At 72.6% G+C, this 21,983-nt stretch carries 30 protein-coding genes; 13 read left to right on the top strand and 17 right to left on the bottom strand.

Features of this window, described 5'->3' with window-relative positions; translation table 11 throughout:
- Nucleotides 1–38 precede the first annotated feature (38 nt).
- Nucleotides 39–1,172, top strand: a complete 1,134-nt coding sequence (locus tag E3N83_RS02310) for a cysteine desulfurase family protein (RefSeq protein WP_151081792.1) — start codon at nt 39–41, stop codon at nt 1,170–1,172.
- Nucleotides 1,169–1,393 carry a sulfurtransferase TusA family protein gene (locus E3N83_RS02305; RefSeq protein ID WP_272950284.1) on the top strand — a complete coding sequence of 75 codons (225 nt, stop codon included), beginning with the start codon at nt 1,169–1,171 and terminating at the stop codon, nt 1,391–1,393. Before E3N83_RS02310 ends, E3N83_RS02305 begins: the two co-directional genes overlap by 4 nt.
- Here the strand turns inward: E3N83_RS02305 and E3N83_RS02300 are convergent.
- Complete coding sequence (locus E3N83_RS02300; protein ID WP_151081791.1) at nt 1,390–2,367, bottom strand: carbohydrate kinase family protein; 978 nt, start codon at nt 2,365–2,367, stop codon at nt 1,390–1,392. The genes E3N83_RS02305 and E3N83_RS02300 overlap by 4 nt on opposite strands.
- Before the next feature lie 99 nt (nt 2,368–2,466).
- Here E3N83_RS02300 and E3N83_RS02295 point away from each other — a divergent pair, with 99 nt between their 5' ends.
- On the top strand, nt 2,467–2,706 hold the full coding sequence (locus E3N83_RS02295; RefSeq protein WP_151081790.1) for a hypothetical protein: 240 nt from the start codon (nt 2,467–2,469) through the stop codon (nt 2,704–2,706).
- Between the two features lie 94 nt (nt 2,707–2,800).
- Here the strand turns inward: E3N83_RS02295 and erpA are convergent, their stop codons facing one another.
- The 3 genes from erpA to E3N83_RS02280 all read right to left on the bottom strand — a co-directional run bounded on the left by erpA (nt 2,801) and on the right by E3N83_RS02280 (nt 4,854).
- Nucleotides 2,801–3,157, bottom strand: a complete 357-nt coding sequence (gene erpA / locus E3N83_RS02290; RefSeq protein ID WP_151081789.1) for an iron-sulfur cluster insertion protein ErpA — start codon at nt 3,155–3,157, stop codon at nt 2,801–2,803.
- A gap of 88 nt (nt 3,158–3,245) precedes the next feature.
- Entirely contained in the window at nt 3,246–4,334 is a 1,089-nt protein-coding gene (locus tag E3N83_RS02285; protein ID WP_151081788.1) for a glycerate kinase family protein, read from the bottom strand.
- Between the two features lie 28 nt (nt 4,335–4,362).
- Entirely contained in the window at nt 4,363–4,854 is a 492-nt protein-coding gene (locus tag E3N83_RS02280; protein WP_151081787.1) for an anthrone oxygenase family protein, read from the bottom strand.
- Between the two features lie 81 nt (nt 4,855–4,935).
- Here E3N83_RS02280 and E3N83_RS02275 point away from each other — a divergent pair, with 81 nt between their 5' ends.
- Entirely contained in the window at nt 4,936–5,874 is a 939-nt protein-coding gene (locus E3N83_RS02275) for an AraC family transcriptional regulator (RefSeq protein ID WP_151081786.1), read from the top strand.
- 3 nt (nt 5,875–5,877) lie between these two features.
- On the opposite strand, the gene E3N83_RS02270 is transcribed toward E3N83_RS02275, so the two are convergent.
- Nucleotides 5,878–7,005 carry a carboxylate-amine ligase gene (locus tag E3N83_RS02270; protein ID WP_151081785.1) on the bottom strand — a complete coding sequence of 376 codons (1,128 nt, stop codon included), beginning with the start codon at nt 7,003–7,005 and terminating at the stop codon, nt 5,878–5,880.
- A gap of 57 nt (nt 7,006–7,062) precedes the next feature.
- On the opposite strand from E3N83_RS02270, the gene E3N83_RS02265 reads away from it, so the two are divergent.
- The gene (locus E3N83_RS02265; RefSeq protein ID WP_151081784.1) at nt 7,063–7,911 is read left to right on the top strand and encodes a GNAT family N-acetyltransferase; all 849 of its coding nucleotides are present in this window, start codon (nt 7,063–7,065) and stop codon (nt 7,909–7,911) included.
- A 40-nt stretch (nt 7,912–7,951) separates the two neighbouring features.
- Nucleotides 7,952–9,124, top strand: coding sequence for a quinolinate synthase NadA (gene nadA, locus E3N83_RS02260; RefSeq protein WP_151081783.1), 1,173 nt, complete (start codon nt 7,952–7,954; stop codon nt 9,122–9,124).
- On the opposite strand, the gene E3N83_RS02255 is transcribed toward nadA, so the two are convergent.
- The 6 genes from E3N83_RS02255 to E3N83_RS02230 form a co-directional block, all read right to left on the bottom strand.
- On the bottom strand, nt 9,125–10,090 hold the full coding sequence (locus tag E3N83_RS02255) for a hypothetical protein (RefSeq protein WP_151081782.1): 966 nt from the start codon (nt 10,088–10,090) through the stop codon (nt 9,125–9,127).
- Nucleotides 10,087–10,602 carry a SigE family RNA polymerase sigma factor gene (locus tag E3N83_RS02250; RefSeq protein WP_151081781.1) on the bottom strand — a complete coding sequence of 172 codons (516 nt, stop codon included), beginning with the start codon at nt 10,600–10,602 and terminating at the stop codon, nt 10,087–10,089. Before E3N83_RS02250 ends, E3N83_RS02255 begins: the two co-directional genes overlap by 4 nt.
- A gap of 209 nt (nt 10,603–10,811) precedes the next feature.
- Nucleotides 10,812–11,387: a PspA-associated protein PspAB gene (gene pspAB / locus E3N83_RS02245; RefSeq protein ID WP_151081780.1), complete on the bottom strand. Its 576-nt coding sequence runs from the start codon at nt 11,385–11,387 to the stop codon at nt 10,812–10,814.
- The gene (gene htpX, locus E3N83_RS02240) at nt 11,384–12,319 is read right to left on the bottom strand and encodes a zinc metalloprotease HtpX (RefSeq protein ID WP_151081779.1); all 936 of its coding nucleotides are present in this window, start codon (nt 12,317–12,319) and stop codon (nt 11,384–11,386) included. Before htpX ends, pspAB begins: the two co-directional genes overlap by 4 nt.
- A 10-nt stretch (nt 12,320–12,329) precedes the next feature.
- Nucleotides 12,330–12,608 carry a PspA-associated protein PspAA gene (pspAA, locus tag E3N83_RS02235; protein WP_151081778.1) on the bottom strand — a complete coding sequence of 93 codons (279 nt, stop codon included), beginning with the start codon at nt 12,606–12,608 and terminating at the stop codon, nt 12,330–12,332.
- Nucleotides 12,605–13,393 carry a PspA/IM30 family protein gene (locus tag E3N83_RS02230; RefSeq protein WP_151081777.1) on the bottom strand — a complete coding sequence of 263 codons (789 nt, stop codon included), beginning with the start codon at nt 13,391–13,393 and terminating at the stop codon, nt 12,605–12,607. The genes pspAA and E3N83_RS02230 overlap by 4 nt, the downstream gene beginning before the upstream one ends.
- 146 nt (nt 13,394–13,539) lie before the next feature.
- On the opposite strand from E3N83_RS02230, the gene E3N83_RS02225 reads away from it, so the two are divergent.
- Nucleotides 13,540–14,139, top strand: a complete 600-nt coding sequence (locus tag E3N83_RS02225; RefSeq protein WP_151081776.1) for a DUF3043 domain-containing protein — start codon at nt 13,540–13,542, stop codon at nt 14,137–14,139.
- 18 nt (nt 14,140–14,157) lie between these two features.
- Here E3N83_RS02225 and paaE read toward each other — a convergent pair whose 3' ends face one another.
- Genes paaE through paaA form a run of 5 tightly spaced genes read right to left on the bottom strand, consistent with a single transcriptional unit; the run spans nt 14,158 to nt 17,783 of the window.
- Nucleotides 14,158–15,219 (bottom strand): 1,2-phenylacetyl-CoA epoxidase subunit PaaE, encoded by a 1,062-nt coding sequence (paaE, locus tag E3N83_RS02220; RefSeq protein WP_272950283.1) that lies wholly within the window; start codon nt 15,217–15,219, stop codon nt 14,158–14,160.
- On the bottom strand, nt 15,219–15,752 hold the full coding sequence (gene paaD / locus E3N83_RS02215; protein ID WP_202879301.1) for a 1,2-phenylacetyl-CoA epoxidase subunit PaaD: 534 nt from the start codon (nt 15,750–15,752) through the stop codon (nt 15,219–15,221). The genes paaE and paaD overlap by 1 nt, the downstream gene beginning before the upstream one ends.
- Complete coding sequence (gene paaC / locus E3N83_RS02210) at nt 15,749–16,498, bottom strand: 1,2-phenylacetyl-CoA epoxidase subunit PaaC (RefSeq protein ID WP_151081774.1); 750 nt, start codon at nt 16,496–16,498, stop codon at nt 15,749–15,751. Before paaC ends, paaD begins: the two co-directional genes overlap by 4 nt.
- Complete coding sequence (paaB, locus tag E3N83_RS02205; RefSeq protein ID WP_151081773.1) at nt 16,495–16,788, bottom strand: 1,2-phenylacetyl-CoA epoxidase subunit PaaB; 294 nt, start codon at nt 16,786–16,788, stop codon at nt 16,495–16,497. Before paaB ends, paaC begins: the two co-directional genes overlap by 4 nt.
- The gene (gene paaA / locus E3N83_RS02200; RefSeq protein ID WP_202879300.1) at nt 16,788–17,783 is read right to left on the bottom strand and encodes a 1,2-phenylacetyl-CoA epoxidase subunit PaaA; all 996 of its coding nucleotides are present in this window, start codon (nt 17,781–17,783) and stop codon (nt 16,788–16,790) included. Before paaA ends, paaB begins: the two co-directional genes overlap by 1 nt.
- 85 nt (nt 17,784–17,868) lie before the next feature.
- Here paaA and E3N83_RS02195 point away from each other — a divergent pair, with 85 nt between their 5' ends.
- From E3N83_RS02195 to E3N83_RS02175, 5 genes are all read left to right on the top strand, one after another.
- Nucleotides 17,869–18,420 carry a GNAT family N-acetyltransferase gene (locus E3N83_RS02195; protein WP_151081771.1) on the top strand — a complete coding sequence of 184 codons (552 nt, stop codon included), beginning with the start codon at nt 17,869–17,871 and terminating at the stop codon, nt 18,418–18,420.
- Between the two features lie 86 nt (nt 18,421–18,506).
- A complete protein-coding gene (locus E3N83_RS02190; RefSeq protein ID WP_151081770.1) occupies nt 18,507–18,722 on the top strand; it encodes a hypothetical protein in 216 nt (71 codons plus the stop codon).
- A 19-nt stretch (nt 18,723–18,741) separates the two neighbouring features.
- Nucleotides 18,742–19,455, top strand: a complete 714-nt coding sequence (locus tag E3N83_RS02185; RefSeq protein ID WP_151081769.1) for an AzlC family ABC transporter permease — start codon at nt 18,742–18,744, stop codon at nt 19,453–19,455.
- A complete protein-coding gene (locus tag E3N83_RS02180) occupies nt 19,455–19,754 on the top strand; it encodes an AzlD domain-containing protein (protein ID WP_151081768.1) in 300 nt (99 codons plus the stop codon). The genes E3N83_RS02185 and E3N83_RS02180 overlap by 1 nt, the downstream gene beginning before the upstream one ends.
- A gap of 82 nt (nt 19,755–19,836) precedes the next feature.
- A complete protein-coding gene (locus E3N83_RS02175; protein WP_151081767.1) occupies nt 19,837–20,634 on the top strand; it encodes a DUF4232 domain-containing protein in 798 nt (265 codons plus the stop codon).
- A 14-nt stretch (nt 20,635–20,648) separates the two neighbouring features.
- On the opposite strand, the gene dapB is transcribed toward E3N83_RS02175, so the two are convergent.
- The gene (gene dapB, locus E3N83_RS02170) at nt 20,649–21,398 is read right to left on the bottom strand and encodes a 4-hydroxy-tetrahydrodipicolinate reductase (RefSeq protein ID WP_202879298.1); all 750 of its coding nucleotides are present in this window, start codon (nt 21,396–21,398) and stop codon (nt 20,649–20,651) included.
- 68 nt (nt 21,399–21,466) lie between these two features.
- Between dapB and E3N83_RS02165 the strand changes: the two genes are divergently transcribed.
- Nucleotides 21,467–21,982 (top strand): class I SAM-dependent methyltransferase, encoded by a 516-nt coding sequence (locus E3N83_RS02165; RefSeq protein ID WP_151081766.1) that lies wholly within the window; start codon nt 21,467–21,469, stop codon nt 21,980–21,982.
- Nucleotide 21,983: the final 1 nt, after the last annotated feature.

Raw genomic sequence — 21,983 nt, 5'->3', positions numbered from 1 at the left:
TGGGTCACCCGGCACGCCGCCCGGTTAGGTTGGGCCCCGTGTCGCCTCCCGAGCGCCGTCGGCCGGCCGCGGACCGGGTCTTCCTGGACACCGCGTCCGGCGAGGCCCTGCACCCCGCGGCGCGGAAGGCCTGGGTGGCTGCGCTGGACGGGTCGTACGCCGATCCGCGCCGGCTGCACCACGAGGGCCGGACGGCCCGCCTGCTGCTCGACAACGCCCGCGCGGTGACCGCCGAGGCCCTCGGCGTGCGCGCCGACGAGGTGACCTTCACGGCCTCCGGGACCGATGCCGTGCACCGGGGGCTGCTCGGGCTGCACCGCGGCGGCGGCCGCCGCGGCGACACCGTCGTGCACACCGCCGTCGAGCACTCGGCGGTGCTCGAGGCAGCCCGGTGGTCGGGCGCCCCGAGCCGGGTGCTTCCCGTCGACCACCTGGGCCGGCTGCGCCTCGACGAGGTCGATGTCACGTCGGCGACGGTCGTGGCCTGCCAGTCGGCCAACCACGAGGTCGGCACGATCCAGCCGGTGGCGGCCCTCGCCGAGCGGGTCGGCGACGTGCCGCTCCTCGTCGACGCGTCCGCCTCGGCCGGGCGGATGCCGCTCCCCGACGGCTGGTCGGCCGTCGCGGCCTCGGCGCACAAGTGGGGTGGGCCCGCCGGCGTCGGCGTTCTCGTCGTACGACGTGGGGCGAGGTGGCGCGAGCCCTTCCCGGCCGACGACCGCACCGACCCGCGGGCCACCGGCTTCGAGAACGTGCCGGCGATCTTCGCGGCCGCGGCTGCGCTGCAGGCCGTGGTCGCCGACCGCGACACGGAGAACCGCCGCCAGCGCGCCCTCGTGGACCGGGTCCGCGCCGCCGCCGCGGCGCTCCCCGAGACCGAGGTGGTGGGCGACCCGGACGACCGGGTGCCGCACCTGGTCACCTTCTCCTGCCTCTACCTCGACGGCGAGGCGCTGGTCACCGAGCTGGACCGGCGGGGCTTCGCCGTGGCCAGCGGCTCTGCCTGCACGGCCTCGACGCTGGAGCCGAGCCACGTGCTCGCCGCGATGGGAGCGCTGACCCACGGCAACGTGCGGGTCTCGGTGGGCCGGGACACCAGCGCCGAGGACGTGGAGCTGTTCCTGGCGGCCCTTCCCGGGGTCGTCGCCGAGCTCCGGGGGCGGGTCCGGTGATCGAGCTCGACTGTCGCGAGATGGTCTGTCCGGCGCCGATCATCGAGCTGGCTCGCCACCTCGGCGACGTCGCGCCCGGAGGTTTGCTAGCGGTGGTCACCACGGACGCCGCGGCCCGGGTCGACGTGGCCGCTTGGTGCCGGATGACCGGGCACGAGTACGTCGGCGAGGAGACCGCCGACGACGGGGTGCCGCGCTACGTCGTACGCCGGTCGCTCTAGCCGACGATCCGGGCGGCGATCTCGTCGCCCGCGGCGTCGCCGTAGGAGCGGCGCACCCGGTCGACGAACTGGGTGGCGGTGAAGGAGTACTCCTGGGTGCCGACCGTCTCGACGACGTACGCGGCGAGCACGCAGCCGACCTGCGCCGCGCGCTCGTGGCCCAGCTCCCACTCGAGCCCGGCCAGGAAGCCGGCGCGGAAGGCGTCGCCGACCCCGGTCGGCTCGACCGCGGTGACACCTGATGCGGCCTTGACCTCCATCGGAGCGGCGTCACGGGCCAGGATCCGGACGCCATCGGCGCCGAGGGTGGTCACCTGGGTGCCCACCCGGTCGAGGATCTCCGCACCCGACCAGCCGGTCTTGGCCTCGATCATGGCCGACTCGTACTCGTTGGAGAACAGGTACGTCGCGCCGTCGATCAGGTCGCGGATCAGACCGCCCTCGCTGAAGGCGAGCTGCTGGCTCGGGTCGGCGATGAAGCGGTAGCCGCGCTGCCGGCACTCGCGAGTGTGCCGGAGCATGCCCTCGGGGTCGTCGGCCGCGATCAGCACGAAGTCGGGGGCACCGACCTGGGCCACGATCGGGGCGAGCTCCATCAGCCGGGACTCGCTCATCGCTCCGGGGTAGAACGAGGCGAACTGCGCCATGGTGCTGTCCGTCGTACACACGAAGCGGGCGGTGTGCCGGGTCTCGGAGATGTGGACGTAGGAGCAGTCCACGCCGTGCCGCTCCAGCCAGCTCCGGTAGTCGGTGAAGTCCTCGCCGGCCGCTCCGACCAGCACCGGGCGCAGCCCGAGGCGGCCGAGGCCGAAGCACATGTTGGGAGCCACTCCCCCGCGCCGGATCTCGAGGTCGTCGACCAGGAAGGACAGCGAGATCTTGTCCAGCTGCTCGACGACGAGCGAGTCCTTGAAGCGTCCCGCGAAGGACATCAGGTGGTCGGTGGCGATGGAGCCGCAGATCAGCAGGGACACGTGACGGAACCCTACCGACCGAGCGCGCCGGGGGACCCATCGTCGGCGCAGCATCGCTCCTGCTCCCGCTACCGACGGGTAGCCGCTAGCGTCGTGAGCATGGTCCCGACGACTCCCTCGCACCTGATCCACGACGAGCTCGACGCGGTGAGCCGCCAGCGCGAGGACTGCGCCGCGGTCGGGCGGGCCCTGCGGCTCGACCGGGTGGCCCGCGCCGCCGTCGCCGGCGCACCGAGCCTGGAGTACGACGACTACCCGCGCGAGGTGCCCAAGCGCGAGATCCGGATCACCGACGCGGCTGCCACGCTGGCCAACGCCCTGCACCTGCACCTCGACTGAACCGCGCGACGTCGCACGCAGCACGAAGCCCCCGCCGAACTACTCGGACGGGGGCTTCGTCAGATTCGAGGACCCGCACAGCGGGCCCGCGGGCTCAGTGGAACGAGTCGCCACAGGCGCAGGAGCCGGTCGCGTTGGGGTTGTCGATGGTGAAGCCCTGCTTCTCGATCGTGTCCACGAAGTCGATCATCGCGCCGCTGAGGTAGGGGACACTCATCCGGTCGACGACCACGGCCACGCCGTCGAAGTCGGTCACGACGTCGCCGTCGAGCGTGCGCTCGTCGAAGAACAGCTGGTAGCGCAGACCACTGCAGCCACCGGGCTGCACCGAGATCCGCAGCGCGAGGTCGTCGCGACCCTCCTGCTCGAGCAGGCTCTTGACCTTGGTGGCGGCGACCGAGCTGAGGTTGATCTGGTCGGTCCGGCGCTCTTCGGTGACCTGGTCGGTCATCTGCTGCTCCTTCGCTGGGGGTGCCATCCGTCGTACGTCTGACCCAATTCTCGCACAGGGCAGGTTATTCCTCCGGATCCGCGCCAGGTCAGCGCGACCAGCTGCGAGCGACCCGGGCGGACAGGGTGGCCAGGCTCCCGGCCGGGTCTCCCAGCGCCCGCTCCTCCCCCACCAGGTCCACCAGCGAGTGCGCCGACTCGATGCCGAGGGCCCGCATCTCGCGCGACCCGACCAGGACCCGGCCGGCCAGCGCGACGCACGGTCGCAACGCCTCGGCGGCGACCGTGGCGACGCCGTAGGGCACCTTGCCGGAGCGGCTGGAGAAGTCGAACGCGCCCTCACCGGTGATCACCAGGTCGGCCTGCCGCGCCCGCTGCTCGAGGCGCACGGCGTCGGCGACGAGGTCGAAGCCGGGACGTCGCTCGGCGCCGAGGACGAGCAGGGCGAAGCCGAGCCCACCAGCGGCACCGGCCCCCTTCTCCAGCGCGGTACGACGCCCGGTCACGGCCGCGAACGCCTCGAGGATGCCGTCCACGGCCGGCAGCCGCTCCTCGGCGATGCCCTTCTGCGGGCCGAAGGTCTTGGTGGCACCGAACAGGCCGGTCAGGGGGCTGTCGACGTCGGTGGCACAGAGCAGGGAGACCCCGGCGAGCCGCTCGCGGGCCGGTGCGAGGTCGACCTGCCCGATCCCGGCCAGGCCCGCGGCTCCCTGGTCCAGCGGTCGGTCGGCGGTGGCGCCGAGGGCTCCGAGCAGGCCGGCTCCGCCGTCGTTGGTGCCCGAGCCACCGAGGCCGACCACGATGTCGGTGGCTCCTGCTTCGATCGCCTGCATGACCAGCTCGCCGACGCCCCAGGTGGTGGCGCTCTCGGCGCGCTCCCCGCCGGTCAGCGCGAGCCCGCAGGCCTGAGCGCTCTCGACCCAGGCCCGGCCCTGCGAGCCGAGCAGGCAGGTGGCCGGCACCGGCTCGCCGTGCGGGCCGCTCACGGTCAGCGCGGCCAGGTCGCCGCCGAGCGCCTCGTGCAGCACGTCGACGAAGCCGGGGCCGCCGTCGGCCATCGGGGCCAGGTCGACCTCGTCACCGGGCGCCTGGCGCAGCCAGCCGTCCGCGATCGCGCGGGCGGCCTCCACCGCGGTCAGGGTGCCGGCGAACTTGTCCGGCGCGATCAGCACGCGCATGTGGTCATTGTCGCGGGGTGGTGCCGCCTCAGGCCGCCCGGGCCAGCAGCCCGGCGATCATCAGGGCCGAGCCGGCCAGCGCCGAGGCCGACCGCACGTGGTTCCACAGCTCCCAGGGCCGGGCGTAGTCGCGCCACGCCTGGGCGGTCCCGGCCCCGCCGGAGGCGACCGAGGCGAAGGCGTCGTTGTGCGGGATGTGGTAGATCGCGGTGATCGCGAACGACGCCACGAACAGCAGGCAGCCGGCCAGCACCAGCACGGTGCCCACCCCGCCGTGGCTGCGCAGCCGGATCAGGGCGGTGGCCGCGACGACCAGGCAGAGCACCAGGGTCACGACCATCTCGGCGGCCAGCGGCGACCGCGGCGCGGCCTTGTTGATCTGCTGCATGGTCACCACCGCCGCGTCGGGGGGTGAGGCGTCGAGGCCGGGCATGACGAAGGCGGAGAAGGCGAAGAGCACTCCCCCGAAGGTGGCGGAGCCGAGGGCGGCGAGGGCGGTGGCGGTCTGGGTGAGATTCATGCACCCATCGCAACGCACCGGTGTGAGACTTTCCCTGCGTGTGGATGCCCGCTACATCGGAATTCGTCTAGGGTCGGTCGGATGGACCCACTGTCGAGCCTGATCGACGCCCCGCGTGCCCGCGGCGCCTTCCTGCTCCGAGTCCCGATGGCGCGGCCCTGGGCGATCCGGATCCGCGACGAGGCGCCGCTGACCGTCGTGACGGTGACCCAGGGGTCCGCCGTCTTCACCCGGGGCTCGGACGCGCCGGTCCGGCTCGACCGGGGCGACCTGCTGCTGGTGCGCGGACCGGAGCCCTACGACGTGGGTGACGAGCCCGGTCGCGAGCCGCTGGCGGTGATCCACCCCGGCAACCGGAGCGAGACCCCCGTCGGGGTCAGCCTCGACCTGCCGATGACCCACGGCATCCGCACCTGGGGCAACGACCCCGGCGGTGAGGACGCGCTGCTCGTGGGCAACTACTCCTCCGTCGGCGAGGTCGGGGCCCGGATGCTGTCGGCGCTGCCGCCGGCCCTGGTGCTGCGCGGTGACGAGTGGGACAGCCCCCTCGTCGGGCTCCTCCACGACAACCTGCAGCGCGAGGCACCCGGACAGGTCAGCCTGCTCGATCGACTGCTCGACGCCCTCGTGGTCGCCGCCGTGCAGCAGTGGGCGGCGACCGCCGACGACCTCCCGACCTGGCTCCGCGCCGGCGACGACCGGGAGGTGGGCCGAGCGCTCGCCCTGATCCACGACCGCCCCGAGGCTCCCTGGACCCTCGGTTCGCTGGCCGGCGAGGTCGGCTTGTCACGCGCGGGCTTCTCCCGTCGGTTCGGCGCCGCGGTCGGCGAGTCACCGATCGCCTACCTCAGCGCCTGGCGACTCGCCCTCGCCGCCGACCTCCTGGCCGGGACCGACGACACCGTGGCGTCGATCTCCCGAGCCGTGGGCTACTCGAGCCCGTTCACCTTCAGCGACGCCTTCCAGCGGTCGTACGGCGTCCGGCCGGTCGACCACCGCCGACGCGGCCGCACCGGCTGACCGTCACCCGGCCGATCCTGCGGTCCGCGCGACGACGTCGGCGACCACACCGCGCAGGTCACCGGTGCGCTCGAAGGCCTGCCGCTGCCGTCGGGCGCCGGTGCCCGCGGTCGCCAGTCGCGCCAGCCCCTCCTCGACCAGGGCCGCGTCCCCGGCCGACTCCAGGGCCGGGCCGACCGCCTCCTGGAGGGCGCGGAGCGCCTCGCCCGCCCGCACCGGCTCCCTCGTCACCGGATGCACGAGGTCGCCGTTCAGGCCGTGCCGAGCGGCCCGCCACCACGCGGCGCGCAGCAGGTCGCTGCGCAGTGGCCGGGCCGGCTCGTCGGCGACCGCCAGCGTCTCGACCAGCGCCCGGGCCAGGGCTGCGACCAGCAGCGCGTCGTCGACGTCGGTGCAGGTGTCGGCCACCCGGATCTCGACGGTGGGGTACGACGCGGACAGTCGGGCGTCGTAGTAGAGCATCCCGTCGTCCAAGGCGGCGCCGAGCCGGATCAGGGTCTCGCTGACCCGGCGGTACTCCGCTGCCGAGCCGTAGGGCTCGGCCGGACCGGCCGTCGGCCAGCGGGTCCACACCTGCTGGCGCCAGGAGGCGTAGCCGGTGTCGCGCCCCGAGGCGTACGGCGAGTTGGCCGAGAGCGCCGTCAGGAGCGGCAGCCACGGACGCAGCCCGTCGATCACGCGCACGCCCTCCTCGTCGTCGGCGACGTCGACGTGGACGTGCATCCCGAGGGTCCCGGCGCCACGACCCGTGTCCCCGAACTCCTGGACGATCCGCTCGTAGCGCGGGTTGGCGGTCACGGCCGGCGGAGCCGACCCGAGCGGTGCGGTGGCCACCGCGGCGACCGCGACCCCCGAGTCCTCGGCCGCCGCGATCGCCGTGCGCCGTGCCCCCCGGAGCTGGTGGCCGATCTCGGTCAGGTCGGTCGAGGGGTCGGTATGGGTCTCGACCATGTGCCGGAGCAGCTCGCCCTCGAGGTCGCGCGAGGCCGACGGTGACGCCGTACCCCCGCGCTCGGCTCGGTGCTCGTGCAGCACCGCACCGGCGGCGTTGGCCAGCTCTCCGGAGTCGGGGTGCACCAACAGGAGCTCCTCCTCGACCCCCACCTTGCGAACCGCGGACCTGTCACTCAACCTGGGCTCCTCCCGTTGGGCACAATGGGTCCGGTGGGCGAGGTACGGATCCGACCGATGACCGACGAGGACGTACCCACCGCCGAGCGGATCACCGCGGTGGGCTTCCACGAGCTGGACACCCGGATGTTCCGTCGCGCCTGGCCCGAACCCCAGCTGCGGCCTCCCGACCGTGGCGCCAACTGGATCGCCCGGACCCGCCACCTGCTCGGCACCGACCCCGGCGGGTGCTGGGTGGCCGAGGACGGCACCGGGATGCTCGGCGTGGTGGTCTCCTTCGAGCGGGAGAAGATGTGGCTGCTCGCGTCGTACGCCGTGGTGCCCGGCTCGCAGGGCCTCGGCCTCGGCAAGGCCCTGCTCGCTCCGGCGCTCGACTACGGCAAAGGCTCGCTGCGCGGGATGCTCAACGCCTCCAACGACCCCAAGGCCGTCCGCCGCTACCACGCGGCCGGCTTCACGCTCCATCCGCAGATGTTCCTGCGCGGTACGCCGGACCGGTCCCGCATCCCGGTGATCGACCGGGTCCGCGACGGGAGCCTCGGCGACGTCGACCTGATGGACTCCATCGACCGGCGGACCCGCGGTGCCGCGCACGGCCCGGACCACCAGATCCTGTTCCAGCAGTACCGGCTGGTCGTCAGCGACACCTCGGGCGGGCAGGGGTACGCCTACCTCGACGACGGCGTCGCCCTGCTCGCCGCCACCGACCGACGGACCGCGGCCCGCCTGCTGTGGGAGGCGATCGCCTCCAGCGACGACGTCCTCGTCGGCCACGTCACCCCGGAGAACAGCTGGGCCGTCGACGTGGGGCTGGCCGCCGGGCTGGAGCTCGACCAGGCCGGGTTCCTGGCCCTGCGCCACATGCGCCCGCCGGCGCCGTACCTCGCGAACGGCGCCTTGATGTAGGGCCTGCGGTGACCCAGGACCGACTGCCTACGATGGCGCCATGACCACCGTCGACCTTCCGCTGCTCCCGCTCGGTCGAGGCACCGACCTGACGGCCGAGCGCGGGGTGGAGTGCCCGGGCGACCTGCCGTCCCCGTCGGACCCCGACCTGGTGGAGCGCGCCCGGGCAGCGCGGGCGACCCTCGGCGAGCGGGCGTTCGTCCTCGGCCACCACTACCAGCGCGACGAGGTGATCCAGTTCGCCGACGTCACCGGCGACTCGTTCAAGCTCGCCCGCGACGCCGCCGGGCGGCCCGAGGCCGAGTTCATCGTCTTCTGCGGCGTGCACTTCATGGCCGAGTCCGCGGACATCCTGACCTCGCCCCACCAACAGGTGATCCTGCCCGACCTCGCCGCGGGCTGCTCGATGGCCGACATGGCCCGTCTCGCCCAGGTGGAGGACTGCTGGGACGCGCTGACCGACGCCGGCCTGGCCGAGCACGTCGTACCCGTCACCTACATGAACTCCTCCGCCGACATCAAGGCGTTCTGCGGTCGGCACGGCGGCGCGGTGTGTACGTCGAGCAACGCCGACGTCGCGCTCGAGTGGGCCTTCGCGCAGAAGCCGGGCGCCCAGGTGCTGTTCCTGCCCGACCAGCACCTCGGCCGCAACACCGCCGTACTGAAGCTGGGGATGGGGCTCGACGACTGCGTCGTCTGGGACCCGCACCTCCCGGGCGGCGGCGTCGCGCCCGACGACCTGGCCGCGGCCCGGATGATCCTGTGGCGCGGCCACTGCTCGGTGCACGGCCGCTTCTCGGTCGACGTGGTCGACGCGCTGCGCGAGCGCGACCCGGACATCAAGATCCTGGTCCACCCCGAGTGCACCCACGAGGTGGTCACCGCCGCGGACCTGGTCGGCTCGACGGAGTTCATCATCAAGACCGTCGAGGCGGCCCCGCCCGGCTCGAGCTGGGCGATCGGCACCGAGCTCAACCTGGTCCAGCGGCTGGCCCGGGCCCACCCGGAGCAGAGCATCGCCTTCCTGGACCGCAAGGTCTGCTACTGCTCGACGATGAACCGGATCGACCTGCCCCACCTGGTCTGGGCCCTGGAGTCGCTGGTCGACGGCGCGGTGGTCAACCGGATCGAGGTCGACCCCGACACCGAGCACTTCGCGAAGATCGCGCTCCAGCGGATGCTCGACCTGCCCGGCCGATCCCACCGCGACTGATCAGCAGCCCCCGGTCGAGGGACAGCCGCTCGGGACGACGTACGACGGGTAGTAGTCGTAGCGGATGATCCGGCGACCCTGCCCGTCGAGCAGGGTGACCGGCATCGACGGGAGTGGCTGCGAGTCGTCGGCCGCGCGACGCGGGTCGACCCGTTGCTCGGTGTGCCGGAACACGTAGGTGTAGGTGCCGAGCACGGGGTGCAGCACCGTCCCGTCGGGTGCGTCGACGCGCACGGCCCGCACGCCGTCGTACAACGCGAAGGCACCGGCGAACAGCTCCCGGGGACAGACCTTGCCGTCACCCGGCGCGCACACCTGGGCCCAGGCCGGGCTGGTGTCCTGGTGCCGGAAGCCGTCCGGGCCGTGCCAGCTCCGGGGCACCGGTCCGGTGGGCAGCGGCCCGCCGTCCTCGACGCCGCTCTCGGCGTCGGTGCCGCCGGCCGCGACGTTGCACCGGGCGAACCGGGTGTGGCCCGGGCTCACGAACGTCGCGGTGAGTCCCTGCGCGTCCTCGGTGTAGGTGTCGAGGGTCCAGCCGTCCCGAAGGTCGGCCGGCGTCACGGTGTGCACCTTCGGGCCCGTGATCGTCACCCCCTGGCGGACGCGCCCGCCGCTGGTCAGGCGCCCGGGGCCGAGTCGCGCGGGCTTCGCGACGGCGGCGCACCGGTCGACCACGGACTGCTCCTGGGGGGTCAGGGCGGGGGGCGAGGTGGTGGGCGAGTCGGGCGTGGCCGTCGTCCCGGTCGACCCGGCGGGCCCCACCCTGTCGGCGCCGGCGGAGCCCAGCAGCTGGCCGCCCACGACCACTGCGACGACTCCCGCGGCCACCAGACCGGCGGCGGAGGCGCCGTACCGACGACGCCGGCGGGCCTGCGCCCTCCGGGCGATCATGGAGCCGTCGAACCCCAGCGGAGCTCCCCCGTCGTCGGCGGCGTGGTCCAGCAGGTCGGTGATGCGTTCGTTCACGACAGCTCCTCCAGTTCGACATCGAGCCCCAGGGCGACCAAGGAGGTGCGGACCTGGTCCAGCGCGCGGGCGGTCTGGCTCTTGACCGTCCCGTGGCTGATCCCGAGGTGCTGGGCGGTGTCCTCGACCGAGAGATCGGCGAAGTAGCGCAGGACGAGGCACTGCCGGCGTCGGTGCGGCAGGGCCTGAAGGGCCTCGAGGACGGCGAGGCGGCGATCCACCGCCGAGGTCGGGTCCAAGGCCGAGTCGGGCGGGCTCCACGTGGACACCTCGCGACGCCAGGGACGCCTCCCCTGGTCGAGGACAGCCGTGGTCACGGCGCGGTGGGCGTAGGACCGAAGCCCGCCGGACCGCTCCAGCCGCGACCACACGCCGTACAGCTTGAGAAGCGCGTCCTGGGTGGCGTCCTCGGCCCGCTGCCAGTCGCCGCACATCAGGTACGCCGTACGTCGCAGCTCGCGGCCGTGTCCGTCCACGAACTGCTCGAACTCCGCCCGGTCGGCGTCCTTCATCGCCCGGCTCCCCTCGTCACCCCCTGAACGGATCCTTACCGGTCCGAGGTTGCTCAGAGCGTGCCTCTTTGTGCCGACTCGGGGCGGTCCGAGTGCCTCTTTGCGCCGACTCGGGGCGGTCCGAGTGCCTCTTTGCGCCGACTCGGCGCGGTTCGAGTGCCTCTTTGCGCCGACTCGGCGTGGTGGGGGTGCCTGTGTGCGCCGACTGGTCAGAGGCCGGGGGCGCCCCAGAGGGCGAGCCAGCGCTGGAGGTCCTCCTCCATCGGCAGCTCCGCCTTGAGCTCGTCGCGGACCTGGAGCTCGAGCAGGTTGTCGCGGGTCTTGGCGCCGGTGGGGGCGAAGCCGTAGAACGTGCCCTGCTTGTAGAGGTAGACCAGCCCGACCTTGCGTCCGGTGGTGTCGGCGAACGGCACCACGGTGCACAGCAGCCCTCCGGCGAAGCCCTGCTCCTCGAGGCTGGTGTTGACCGCGTGCAGGTCGGTGCACAGCCCTTCCACGTCGGAGGTGGCGCGGGTGACGACCAGCCAGGTGAAGCCGAAGTCGTCACGCTGCACCGAGACGTCGGGCTTGTCCGCGTCGTCGCGGATCAGTGCGATGACGTCGTCCTGGGTCTGCTGGTACGCCGCGCCGTCGGCCGCGCGGAAGCACACCGAGCCGGTCCCGGTCGGTGTCAGCCCGGCCGAGGTCTCCAGGGTGATCGCGGCGCTGGGCACGAGGAAGAGCGAGTCCAGGTCGGCCTTCTTGGGCGTCGTGCGCCCGGTGATCGCGTCCCAGAACGGCGTCACGGAGCCGGCGACCCGTCGACCGGGCGACCGAGCTCGGCCTGGATCTTCGCCAGCTGCTCGAGCCGCTGCTCCAGCGACGGGTGGGTCGAGGTGAGCTGGCCGAAGCCGGCCTTGATCGCCGGGGAGATGAAGAACGCGTTCATCGAGTCGACCGTGCGCAGGTCTTGGTCGGGGATGCCGTTCATGTGGCCGGCGATCTTCTGCAGCGCCGTGGCCAGTGCCCGCGGCTTCATCGTCAGGTAGGCACCGGAGCGGTCCGCGCACAGCTCGCGGTAGCGCGAGAGCAGCCGGGTCAGGAAGAAGCTGACGGCGTAGACGACCAGGCTCACCACCAGGATGACCAGCCAGACCGGGACGCCGCTGTTGTTGTCGTTGCTGTTGCGGCGCCCGCCGCCGAACATCGCGCCGTACTGCGCACCGCGGGTGAGCATCCCGGCCACGATGCCCGCGGTCGACGCGATGGTCATCACGGTGACGTCGCGGTGGGCGACGTGGCTGAGCTCGTGGGCGAGCACCGCCTCCATCTCGTCGGCGGTGAGGATCCCGAGGATGCCGGTGGTCACACAGACCACGGAGCGCTCGGGCGACCGGCCGGTGGCGAAGGCGTTGGGGATCGAGAGGTCGGCGATGCCCACCCGGGGCTTGGGCATGTCGGCCATCGCGCACAGCCGGTCGATCACACCGTGCAGCTCGGGGGCCTCCTCGGGCGTCACCTCGCGGGCCCGCATCGCCTTCATCGCCACGGTGTCGGAGAAGTACCACTGCCCCCAGGCGATGCCGATCCCGATGATCCCGATGATCGGCGCGTAGCCGACCGGGAGGACCAGCATCACCACCACGACGAGCGCGACGAAGATCCCTCCGAGCAGGAACATCACGGAGGTCATCCGGAGTGTGAGTCCGGTGTCTGAGGCGAAACGGGTGCGGGCCATGTACCCAGTGTCAACCAGGGATCAAACCGTCGCCGCTGAGCATGTCGCGGACCTCGGCCAGCGTGGCGTCGGCCATCGGCAGGATCAGGTCGGACGGCTCCAGGGAGTCGGCGTCGTGGGCCACCCCGGCGGTGCGTACGCCGTCCAGCAGCGAGGTGAGCGCACCGGCGAAGGCGTGCTCGTCGCCCGCCTCCACCGCGGACTCCACCTGGGCGTCGAGGTCGTTGAGGGCGGAGACGGCCTCGTCGGAGAGGTCGTACTGCCCCTCACCGAGGATCCGCACGATCATGCGGGCGTCTCGCCCGTCGACTCGGTCTTCTCCGGCTCGGCGGCCACGATCGCGCCGCCGTCCTGCGGTGCCTCGATCGCGTCGGGGGCCTTGCCCGCCTTCAGCCTGGCCAGCTCCGCCTCGACGTCGGACTGCGAGCTCATCGCCTCCAGCTCGCGGGAGATGTCGTCGCCGCTGTTGAGCGAGCTGGCGTCGTCGAGCGCGCCGGAGGCGATCAGCTCGTCGATGGCACCGGCCCGGGCCTGCATCTGGGCCGTCTTGTCCTCGGCCCGCTGGATGGCCAGGCCGACGTCACCCATCTCCTCGCCGATGCCAGACATGGCCTCGCCGATCTGGGACTGGGCCTGGGCCGCGGTGTAGGTCGCCTTGATCGTCTCCTTGCGAGTGCGGAACGCCTCGACCTTGGCGCTGAGGCGCTGCTGGGCGAGGACCAGCTTCTCCTCCTCGCCCTGGAGCTGGGCCTGCTGGGCCTTGAGGTCGGTGATCTGCTGGGTGAGCCCGGACTTGCGGGTGAGCGCCTCACGGGCGAGGTCCTCGCGACCCGCGGCGATCGCCTGCTCGGCTTGGCCCTGGAGCTTGGCGGACTGCGCCGTGAGCTGGTTGACCTGGAGCTCCACGCGCTTGCGCGAGGTGGCCACGTCGGCGACCCCGCGGCGTACCTTCGCGAGCAGGTCGAGCTGACGCTGGTAGCTGTAGTCGAGCGTCTCGCGTGGGTCCTCGGCGCGGTCGAGCGCCTTGTTGGCCTTGGACCGGAAGATCAGGCTGATGCGCTGCCACATGCTCATGGGGTCAGCCTATGGGTTGGCGTCAAGGCAGGCGAGGCTCACGTACGACGCCTCGGTGCCTGGTCGGCAGCCGCCGGAGCCGGCACCGGTAGGCTGGCGTCACGGCCGCACCGGCCGCATCCAGTCCCTGAGCTGAGGGTTCCACGTTGTTCCGTCGTACCAAGTCCGACACCGAGCACCGGCCGACCGATCCGGCCACCGGTCAGGTCACCGCGCCCGACAAGAAGGGCCGGCCGACGCCGACCCGCAAGGAGGCCGAGGCCGCCGCCAAGGCCCGGGCCAAGGTGCCGCGCACCCGCAAGGAGATGGCCGCGGCCCAGAAGGCCAACCGCAGCGAGTCGAGCACCCAGATGCGGCAGGCGATGAAGACCGGCGAGGAGCGCTACCTGCCGCCGCGCGACAAGGGCCCGGTCAAGCGCTTCATCCGCGACTACGTCGACAGCCACTTCTCGGTCGTCGAGCTGATGATCCCGCTGATGCTGGTGGTCCTGCTCCTGGCCTACACCGGCAACCCGACGATCACGTCGTACGCCAACCTGGCGATGCTGACCGCGTTCGTGCTGATCATCTTCGACCTGGTCCGGCTGCGGTTCCGGCTCCGCCGGGAGCTGGCGACCCGCTTCCCCGGCGTCAGCACCCAGGGGACGACGTTTTACGCCATGAGCCGGTCGCTGCAGATGCGCTTCATGCGGATGCCCAAGGCCCAGGTCAAGCTCGGTCAGCAGCTCCCGCCGACCTACCGCTGACCGCCGGACCGCCTCCGCTCATGCGTCGTAGTCGAGGACCACGCGCTCCGAGGTCGGGTGCGACTGGCAGGTGAGCACGTAGCCCTGCTCGATCTCCTCGGGCTCCAGGGCGTAGTTCACGTCCATCGCGACCGTCCCCTCCACCAGCTTGGCGCGGCAGGTGCCGCAGACCCCGCCCCGGCAGGCGAACGGCAGGTCCGAGCGCACCCGGAGTGCAGCCTCGAGCACGCCGACGTCGTCAGGGCGGAGGGCGAGCTCGGAGGTGCGCCCGTCCAGCTTGAAGGTCACGTGCGCGGCACCCTCCACCGTCGACGTCGCCGCCACCGGCGCCCGCGGTGCGGGGTCGGCGTGGAACAGCTCGGTGTGCACGTCGTGGGCGTCGACGCCGTGGTCGAGGATCACCTGGCGCAGGTCGACCACCATCTGCTGGGGGCCGCACAGGAACCACTCGTCCACGTCGGAGGCCGGCATCAGCGACTCGAGGATCCGGGTCAGCCGCTCGCCGTCGAGCCGACCGGAGAACAGCTCGACGTCCTGCTCCTCGCGGGAGAGCACGTGCACGAGCCAGAAGCGCTCCGGGAACCGGTCCTTCAGGTCGTGCAGGTCCTCCAGGAACATCACCGTGCGGTGGGTGCGGTTGGCGTAGACCAGCATCACCTGCGCGTGCGGCTCCTCCTCGAGGATCGTGGAGACGATCGAGATCACCGGGGTGATCCCCGAGCCGGCCGCGACCGCGACGTAGGTCTTCGCCGACGCGGGGTCGAGCGTGGTGGTGAACCGCCCGGCCGGGGTCATCACGTCGAGCTCGTCGCCGACGCGGAGCCCGTCCACGACGCCCTCGCTGAACGCACCGCCGGGCAGCTTCTTCACCCCGATCCTCAACCGACCCGAGCGCGGCGTCGTACAGATCGAGAAGCTGCGGCGCTCGCCGTCGTCACCCCGGATGGTCAGGTGCTGGCCGTGCACGAACGCGTAGTCGTCGGCCAGGTCGTCGGGCACGGCGAAGGTGAGCGCGACGGCGTCGTCGGTCAACGGCTCGATGAACGCCACCCGCAAGGGGTGGAACCGGGGTTGAGCCACTACAGGGCCTTGAAGTGGTCGAAGGGCTCGCGGCAGGACCGGCAGACCCACAGGCTCTTGCAGGCGGTCGACCCGAAGCGGCTGGACTCACGGGTGTCGTTGCTGCCGCACTGCGGGCAGCGCACCGACAGGGCGAGCGCGACCGGGCCGGACGGGCGGGCGCCGACCGGCCCCGGCGGGGCGATGCCGTGCTCGGCGAGCTTGGCCCGCCCGGCGTCAGTCAGGTCGTCGGTGGTCCAGGCCGGGCTGAGCACGAACTCGACGTCCACCCGCTGGTAGCCCGCGCAGCTGAGCGACTCCACCAGGTCGGCCCGGATCGTCTCCATCGCCGGGCAGCCGGAGTAGGTCGGGGTGATCGTCACGTGCACGCGGCCCTGGTCGTCGGCGGTGACGTCGCGCAGGATCCCGAGGTCCTCGATGGTCACCATCGGCAGCTCCGGGTCGACCACCGAGCCGGCGATCCGGCGGGCGTCCGGCGCCGGTGCGTCCGGTGCGGGCGCCGGATCGGGAAGGGTGCGCGGCCGGAGGTTCACCAGGTCACTCCCGGGTGGGAACGGTGGAGGTGCTGCATCTCGGCCAGCAGGTAGCCGAGCTCCTCGGTGTGCCGGCCCTGCCGCCCGCCACCGAGCGCCGGCCGGACCTCGGGCACGGTCAGGGTGGCCCGCTCGACGACCCGGCGCAGGTCGGCGAGCACCGGCTCACGCAGCGAGATCGGGTCGACGGCGACCCCCTCGAGACCGGACGAGTCCTCGGGCAGCGCCTCGAAGAGCTCCTCGACGTACGGCCACTCGGCGTCCAGCGCCGCCTGCATCCGCACGTGCGACTCGTCGGTGCCGTCGCCGAGCCGCAGCACCCAGTGGGAGGCGTGGTCCACGTGGTAGTCGACCTCCTTGACCGCCTTGCCGGCGACCCCGGCGAGCACCTCGTCGGAGCTCGCCCGCAGCGCGTCGTACAGATGCGCCTGCCAGGTCGCCACGACGAGCAGCCGGGCCATGGCCACCCCGAAGTCGGTCATCGGCCTCTCGACCAGCTTGACGTTGCGGAACTCCCGCTCGTCGCGCAGGTAGGCGAGGTCGTCCTCGCTGCGGCCGTCGCCCTCGAGCTCACCGGCCCGGGCCAGCAGCACGCGGGCCTGGCCGAGCTGGTCGAGGCCGATGTTGGCCAGCGCGACGTCCTCCTCCAGCTCCGGAGCGCGGCTGATCCACCAGCCCATCCGCTGGGCGGAGACGAGGGCGTCGTCACCGAGGCCGAGGACGTACTCGACGAGTGGGGCGCTCACAGGTGCTCCACGCCCTCGGGTACGTCGTAGAACGTGGGGTGGCGGTAGATCTTGTCGGCCGCCGGGTCGAAGAAGGCATCGCGCTCGTCGGGGGTCGACGCCTCGATGTCGGAGGCCCGGACCACCCACAGGGAGACCCCCTCGCTGCGCCGGGTGTAGAGGTCACGGGCGTTGCGCAGGGCCATCTCGGCGTCGGGGGCGTGCAGGGACCCGGCGTGGACGTGGGAGAGCCCACGCCGCGCCCGGACGAAGACCTCCCACAGGGGCCAGTCGCCGGTCCGCTCCGCCATCAGGCCACCGACTCGACGCTCGCGGCTCGGGCGGCCTGCTTGGCGGCGTACGCCTCGGCCGCCTCACGGACCCAGGCGCCGTCGGCGTGGGCGCGGCGCTTGTGGGCCATCCGCTCGGTGTTGCAGGGGCCGTTGCCCTTGATCACCTCGAACAGCTCGGTGAAGTCGATCTCGCCGATGCGGTAGTGCCCGGTCTCGTCGTCCCACCGCAGGTCGGGGTCAGGCAGGCTGAGGTCGAGCGCCTCGGCCTGCGGCACCGTCATGTCCACGAACCGCTGGCGGAGCTCGTCGTTGGAGAAGCGCTTGATGCCCCACGCCATCGACTGGGCGGAGTTCGGTGAGTCGTCGTCGGGGGGGCCGAACATCATCAGCGCCGGCCACCAGTAGCGGTTCACCGCGTCCTGGGCCATCGCCTTCTGCGCAGGGGAGCCGTGGGAGAGCGTGTGCAGGATCTCGAAGCCCTGCCGCTGGTGGAAGGACTCCTCCTTGCAGACCCGGACCATGGCCCGCGCGTACGGCCCGTAGGAGCACCGGCACAGCGGCACCTGGTTGGTGATCGCCGCGCCGTCGACGAGCCAGCCGATGGCGCCCACGTCGGCCCAGGTGAGGGTCGGGTAGTTGAAGATCGACGAGTACTTCTGACGACCGGAGTGCAGCTGGTCGACCAGGTCGGCGCGGTCCACGCCGAGGGTCTCGGCCGCTGCGTAGAGATAGAGCCCGTGGCCGGCCTCGTCCTGCACCTTGGCCATCAGGATCGCCTTGCGGCGCAGGCTGGGAGCCCGGCTGATCCAGTTGCCCTCGGGCTGCATCCCGATGATCTCGGAGTGGGCGTGCTGGGCGATCTGGCGGACCAGCGTCTTGCGGTAGGCCTCGGGCATGTCGTCGCGCGGCTCGACCCGGCCCTCGTCGGCGAGCAGCGCGGTGAACGCCGCGTCGTCGTGGAGGACGTCGGGAGCCGGCTCGCCGGGGGCGTGGCCGAAGTCGTTGCCGTACATCGAGCCCACGCTACCAGTCGTTGTGACACCGATCTGCATCTGTGCCGGTCAGGTGTAACACCTCCCCCGCTGAGATGATGGGGGCATGAGCAGCCCCTCTGGCCCGTCGGCCGACGTCTCGGTCCGCGTCGCCTGGGCCGACGACGCGGAGGCGATCGCCGAGATCCAGGCGCGTGCCTGGGCGACGTCGTACGCCGTGCTGGTGCCGGCCGCGGGAGACCTGCGCCCGGCCGACTTCGCCCAGCTGTGGCGCGACGCGCTGACCCGGCCCGCCGACGCGCGGCACCGGGCCCTGGTCGCGCTCGAGCGCAACCGGGTGGTCGGCTTCGCGATCACGACTCCCGCCACCGACCCCGACTGCGACCCGGTGACCGACGGTGAGCTCATGGAGTTCACCGTCGACGAGGCTGAGCGCGGCAAGGGTCACGGCTCCCGGCTGCTCCAGGCCGCGGTCGACACCATGCTCGCCGACGGGTTCACCCGCGCCGTGGCCTGGCTGGTCGCCGACGACGACACCTATCGGACCTTCCTCACCTCGGCGGGGTGGGCCGCCGACGCCGCGCACCGCACGCTCGACCTCGACGGTAGCGGCTCCAGCCAGGTGCGACAGGTCAGGCTGCACACCCGGCTGAGCTGAGACCCGACCCTTGGTTTTCTGGCCACGCCGCGTCACGATGGAGCGGTCGCGGCAGCCGCTGCGAGATCAGGATCGGGGGACCCACGATGTTCGGACCGCTGCCGCTGCTCCACAGGCTCGTCCTGGTCGCGATCACCCTGCTCGGCGGCGTGATTGCGGGTGCCTGGGTCGCGCACATGACCCCGCTGCCGCTCGCCGTCTCCATGGGTGCGCTGGCCGGCGGACTGCTCGGCCTGGTCGCGTCGTACGCCGTGATCCACCAGCCCCAGCCGCGCCCGGTCCGCGTCGAGCGGCGCCGCTGACCTTCGCTACCGTCGGCGGGTGACCCCGCCGACACCCGCGCCCGCGCAACCGGAGCGCCGCGGGATCATCCGCGACGGCCTCGGTGTCGGCCTGGCGACCGGGTTGTACGGCACCTCGTTCGGGGCCGTGTCCGTGGCGGCCGGGCTCTCGGTGCTCCAGACCTGCGCCCTGTCGCTGCTGATGTTCACCGGTGCCTCGCAGTTCGCCTTCATCGGCGTCGCGGCGGCCGGTGGTGCGCCGCTCTCGGGCGCCGCGACAGCGCTGATGCTCGGCACCCGCAACACCCTGTACGGCCTGAAGCTGGCTCCGCTGCTCGGCTTCCGCGGCTGGGTGCGCCCGGCCGCCGCCCAGCTCGTGATCGACGAGTCCACGGCGATGTCGGTGACCCGCGACTCCGCCGAGGCAGCCCGGGTCGGCTTCCTGAGCACCGGGATCTCGGTCTTTGTCTTCTGGAACCTGTTCACCCTGGTCGGTGCCATCGCCGGCAACCTGATCGGCGACCCCCGCACCTACGGCCTCGACGCCGCGGTGGGTGGCGCCTTCCTGGCCCTGCTCTGGCCCCGGCTGGCCGACCCCCGCAACCGGGTGATCGCCGTCATCGCCGCCGCGGTCGCCCTGGGCGTCGTACCGCTGACCGCCGCCGGTGTCCCGGTCCTCGTGGCCGGCGGGGTCGCTCTGCTGGCCGGCGTGCTGACCCGCGGCGCCACCGACGCGACGGAGATCCCGTCGTGATGTGGTGGGCGATCCTCGGCGCTGCAGCGGGCTGCTACCTGCTCAAGCTGGCCGGGCTCTCGATCCCGACGCGGGTGCTCCAGCGGCCGCTCGTCGAGCGGATCGCCGACCTGATCCCGGTCGCCCTGCTGGCCGCGCTGGTCGCCGTCCAGGTCTTCGCCCGCGGCCCGCACCTCACGGTGGACGCCCGGGCGGCCGGGCTCGCGGTCGCCGTCGTCGCGTTGCTGCTCCGCGCGCCCTTCTTGGCCGTCGTGCTCGTGGCGGCCGTGACCGCCGCCCTGCTCCGGCTCGTGGTCTAGCGATAGCCGCGCGGAACGCATCGCAACAACGTCGGGCGCTCCGTGCGTCCCATCTCCGCGTTCCCGTTCCGCGGAGGTGCCCGTGCGGCGTACGACGACACTCGTGCTCGCGGTCGGCGCCCTGACGCTGGCTGCGTGCGGGGGCGCGGACTCGTCCCCGCACGCCGCTGCCACCACCGTCGCCCCTGTCCCCTGGGCCGACCTCCCGCCCACCCACCCGCACCTCGCCAGCACCCGACTCGCGCCCCGTCCCGATCCCGCGCGCGCCGCAGCGGCTCGACCGTGCCGGGCCGCCGACCTCGATCTGAGGGACCTCGGTAACGGCGCCGCCATGGGTACGACGGTCAAGGCCCTGCGCTTCTCGCTGGCCGACGGACACCGACCCTGCTCCGTCTCCGGGCGCCCCGGAGCGACGCTCCGCATGGTCGAGGGCGACACCCTGCCCGGCGTCCCTTCCACCTTCACCTCGCGGTACTCCGAGCCGGTCCTGCTCACCCACCGCGCCGACGCCCTCGCGCAGCTCGTCTGGCCCAGCGCCTGCCTCGCTCCCTCGGGACGCGCCGCGGTGACCCTCACGTACGCCAGACGCGCCTGGGCGGTGCCGATGGGCTCGATCTCGGACACCTGCGACTTCGGGGCCGACCGGCCGCTGCACTCCATCGGGATCACGCGGTTCTTCCCTCCGCACGTGGTCCGGGGGCGCCGGGAGACGGCGTACGCCCCCTACCGCGACGCCCGGGGCCGTCCTCACCTCCCGGCGGGTCGACCAGTGGGGTTCGAGCTGCGCCTGGCTCCGGTGGAGGCGCTCCAGAGGTACTGGTGGGAGATCGTCGCCCCGGGCCGCGAGCCCCACGCTGCAGGCGTGATCACGCTGCGCTGACGCGTCGCGTCGCGTCAGACCATCGCGAGGAAGTGCTCGAGCCCCACCGTGAGCCCGGGATGCTCGGCCACCGCGCGGACGCCGGTCAGGACGCCGGGCGTGAAGGAGGCCCGGTCGAGGGAGTCGTGCCGGATCGTGAGGGTCTCCCCCGGCCCGCCGAGGAGCACCTCCTGGTGCGCGACCAGCCCTCGGGCCCGCACGGAGTGCACGCGGACCCCGTCGACGTCGGCACCACGGGCGGCGGCCACCCCGGTCGAGGTCGCGTCCGGCATCGCACCCAGGCCCGCTTCCCGTCGCGCGGACGCCACCAGCCCGGCGGTACGCCGTGCGGTCCCACTGGGGGCGTCGGCCTTGTCGGGGTGGTGGAGCTCGATGATCTCGACCGACTCGTAGAAGGGCGCCGCCGCGGCCGCGAAGCGCATCATCAGGATCGCGCCGATCGAGAAGTTGGGGGCGACCAGCACCCCGACCCCCGGCGCGTCGGCCAGCAGCGCACGCAGCGCCGCCAGCCGCTCGTCGTCGAAGCCGGTCGTGCCGACCACGCAGTGCAGGCCCGCGGCGATGCACCACCGCAGGTTGTCCATCACCACGTCAGGGTGGGTGAAGTCGACGACGACGTCGGCCGCGGACAGCGCGTCCAGGGCGTCGCCCTGGTCCACCTCGGCGACCAGCTCGGTGTCGTCGGCCTCGCGCACGGCCTGGCAGACCTCGGACCCGACTCGGCCGCGAGCGCCGAGCACGCCCACCCTGATCGCCGTACTCACGGGAGCCAACCTAGTGGTTAGCCGCGCCGGTGGCTGACCTCGGAACGCCGAAGTGGCAGGCTGAGCCCATGCCAGCGCAGTCGATCCCCCCGCGCATCGCGTGGGCCGTGGATCTGATGGACCCGCAACCGGGTGACAACGTCCTCGAGATCGGCTGCGGGCCCGGCGCTGCGGCCGAGCTCATCTGCGCCCGACTCACCACCGGGAAGCTGTTCGCCATCGACCGCTCGGAGTCCGGCGTGGACCGCACCCGGCGGCGCAACCAGAAGTACGTCGACGCCGGGCGGCTGACCGTCCGCCAGATCGACCTGGCGACGCTGCGGGTGCCGGTCAAGCGGCTGCACAAGGTGTTCGCGTTCAACGTCAACCTGTTCTGGGTGCGCGGCTGCGCGGACGAGGTCGCGCTGCTGCACGACCGAGTGCTGCCCGGGGGCGCGATCCACCTGTTCTACGAGACCACCCAGCCCGAGCTGGTGCCCAACATCGTGAAGAAGGCCTCGGCGGCGCTGAGCGAAGGCGGCTTCCGGGTCTCCGTGGTGGACCAGAAGGCGCCCCCGGTCGTGGCGATCATCGGCAAGCGTTAGG

This window comes from Nocardioides cynanchi (genome assembly GCF_008761635.1).
In the GTDB taxonomy this organism is placed as follows: Bacteria; Actinomycetota; Actinomycetes; order Propionibacteriales; family Nocardioidaceae; genus Nocardioides; species Nocardioides cynanchi.
The sequence above is the reverse complement of the archived record's forward strand: the minus strand, read 5'-3'. Positions and strand labels throughout refer to the sequence as shown.

Coding starts and splice junctions, on each gene's coding strand:
- E3N83_RS02295 (WP_151081790.1), top strand. CDS start 2,467: ATGGTCCCGACGACTCCCTCGCACCTGATCCACGACGAGCTCGACGCG.
- erpA (WP_151081789.1), bottom strand. CDS start 3,157: ATGACCGACCAGGTCACCGAAGAGCGCCGGACCGACCAGATCAACCTC.
- E3N83_RS02285 (WP_151081788.1), bottom strand. CDS start 4,334: ATGCGCGTGCTGATCGCGCCGGACAAGTTCGCCGGCACCCTGACCGCG.
- E3N83_RS02280 (WP_151081787.1), bottom strand. CDS start 4,854: ATGAATCTCACCCAGACCGCCACCGCCCTCGCCGCCCTCGGCTCCGCC.
- E3N83_RS02275 (WP_151081786.1), top strand. CDS start 4,936: ATGGACCCACTGTCGAGCCTGATCGACGCCCCGCGTGCCCGCGGCGCC.
- E3N83_RS02265 (WP_151081784.1), top strand. CDS start 7,063: ATGACCGACGAGGACGTACCCACCGCCGAGCGGATCACCGCGGTGGGC.
- nadA (WP_151081783.1), top strand. CDS start 7,952: ATGACCACCGTCGACCTTCCGCTGCTCCCGCTCGGTCGAGGCACCGAC.
- E3N83_RS02250 (WP_151081781.1), bottom strand. CDS start 10,602: ATGAAGGACGCCGACCGGGCGGAGTTCGAGCAGTTCGTGGACGGACAC.
- htpX (WP_151081779.1), bottom strand. CDS start 12,319: ATGGCCCGCACCCGTTTCGCCTCAGACACCGGACTCACACTCCGGATG.
- pspAA (WP_151081778.1), bottom strand. CDS start 12,608: ATGATCGTGCGGATCCTCGGTGAGGGGCAGTACGACCTCTCCGACGAG.
- E3N83_RS02230 (WP_151081777.1), bottom strand. CDS start 13,393: ATGAGCATGTGGCAGCGCATCAGCCTGATCTTCCGGTCCAAGGCCAAC.
- paaB (WP_151081773.1), bottom strand. CDS start 16,788: ATGGCGGAGCGGACCGGCGACTGGCCCCTGTGGGAGGTCTTCGTCCGG.
- paaA (WP_202879300.1), bottom strand. CDS start 17,783: ATGTACGGCAACGACTTCGGCCACGCCCCCGGCGAGCCGGCTCCCGAC.
- E3N83_RS02195 (WP_151081771.1), top strand. CDS start 17,869: ATGAGCAGCCCCTCTGGCCCGTCGGCCGACGTCTCGGTCCGCGTCGCC.
- E3N83_RS02190 (WP_151081770.1), top strand. CDS start 18,507: ATGTTCGGACCGCTGCCGCTGCTCCACAGGCTCGTCCTGGTCGCGATC.
- E3N83_RS02180 (WP_151081768.1), top strand. CDS start 19,455: ATGTGGTGGGCGATCCTCGGCGCTGCAGCGGGCTGCTACCTGCTCAAG.
- E3N83_RS02165 (WP_151081766.1), top strand. CDS start 21,467: ATGCCAGCGCAGTCGATCCCCCCGCGCATCGCGTGGGCCGTGGATCTG.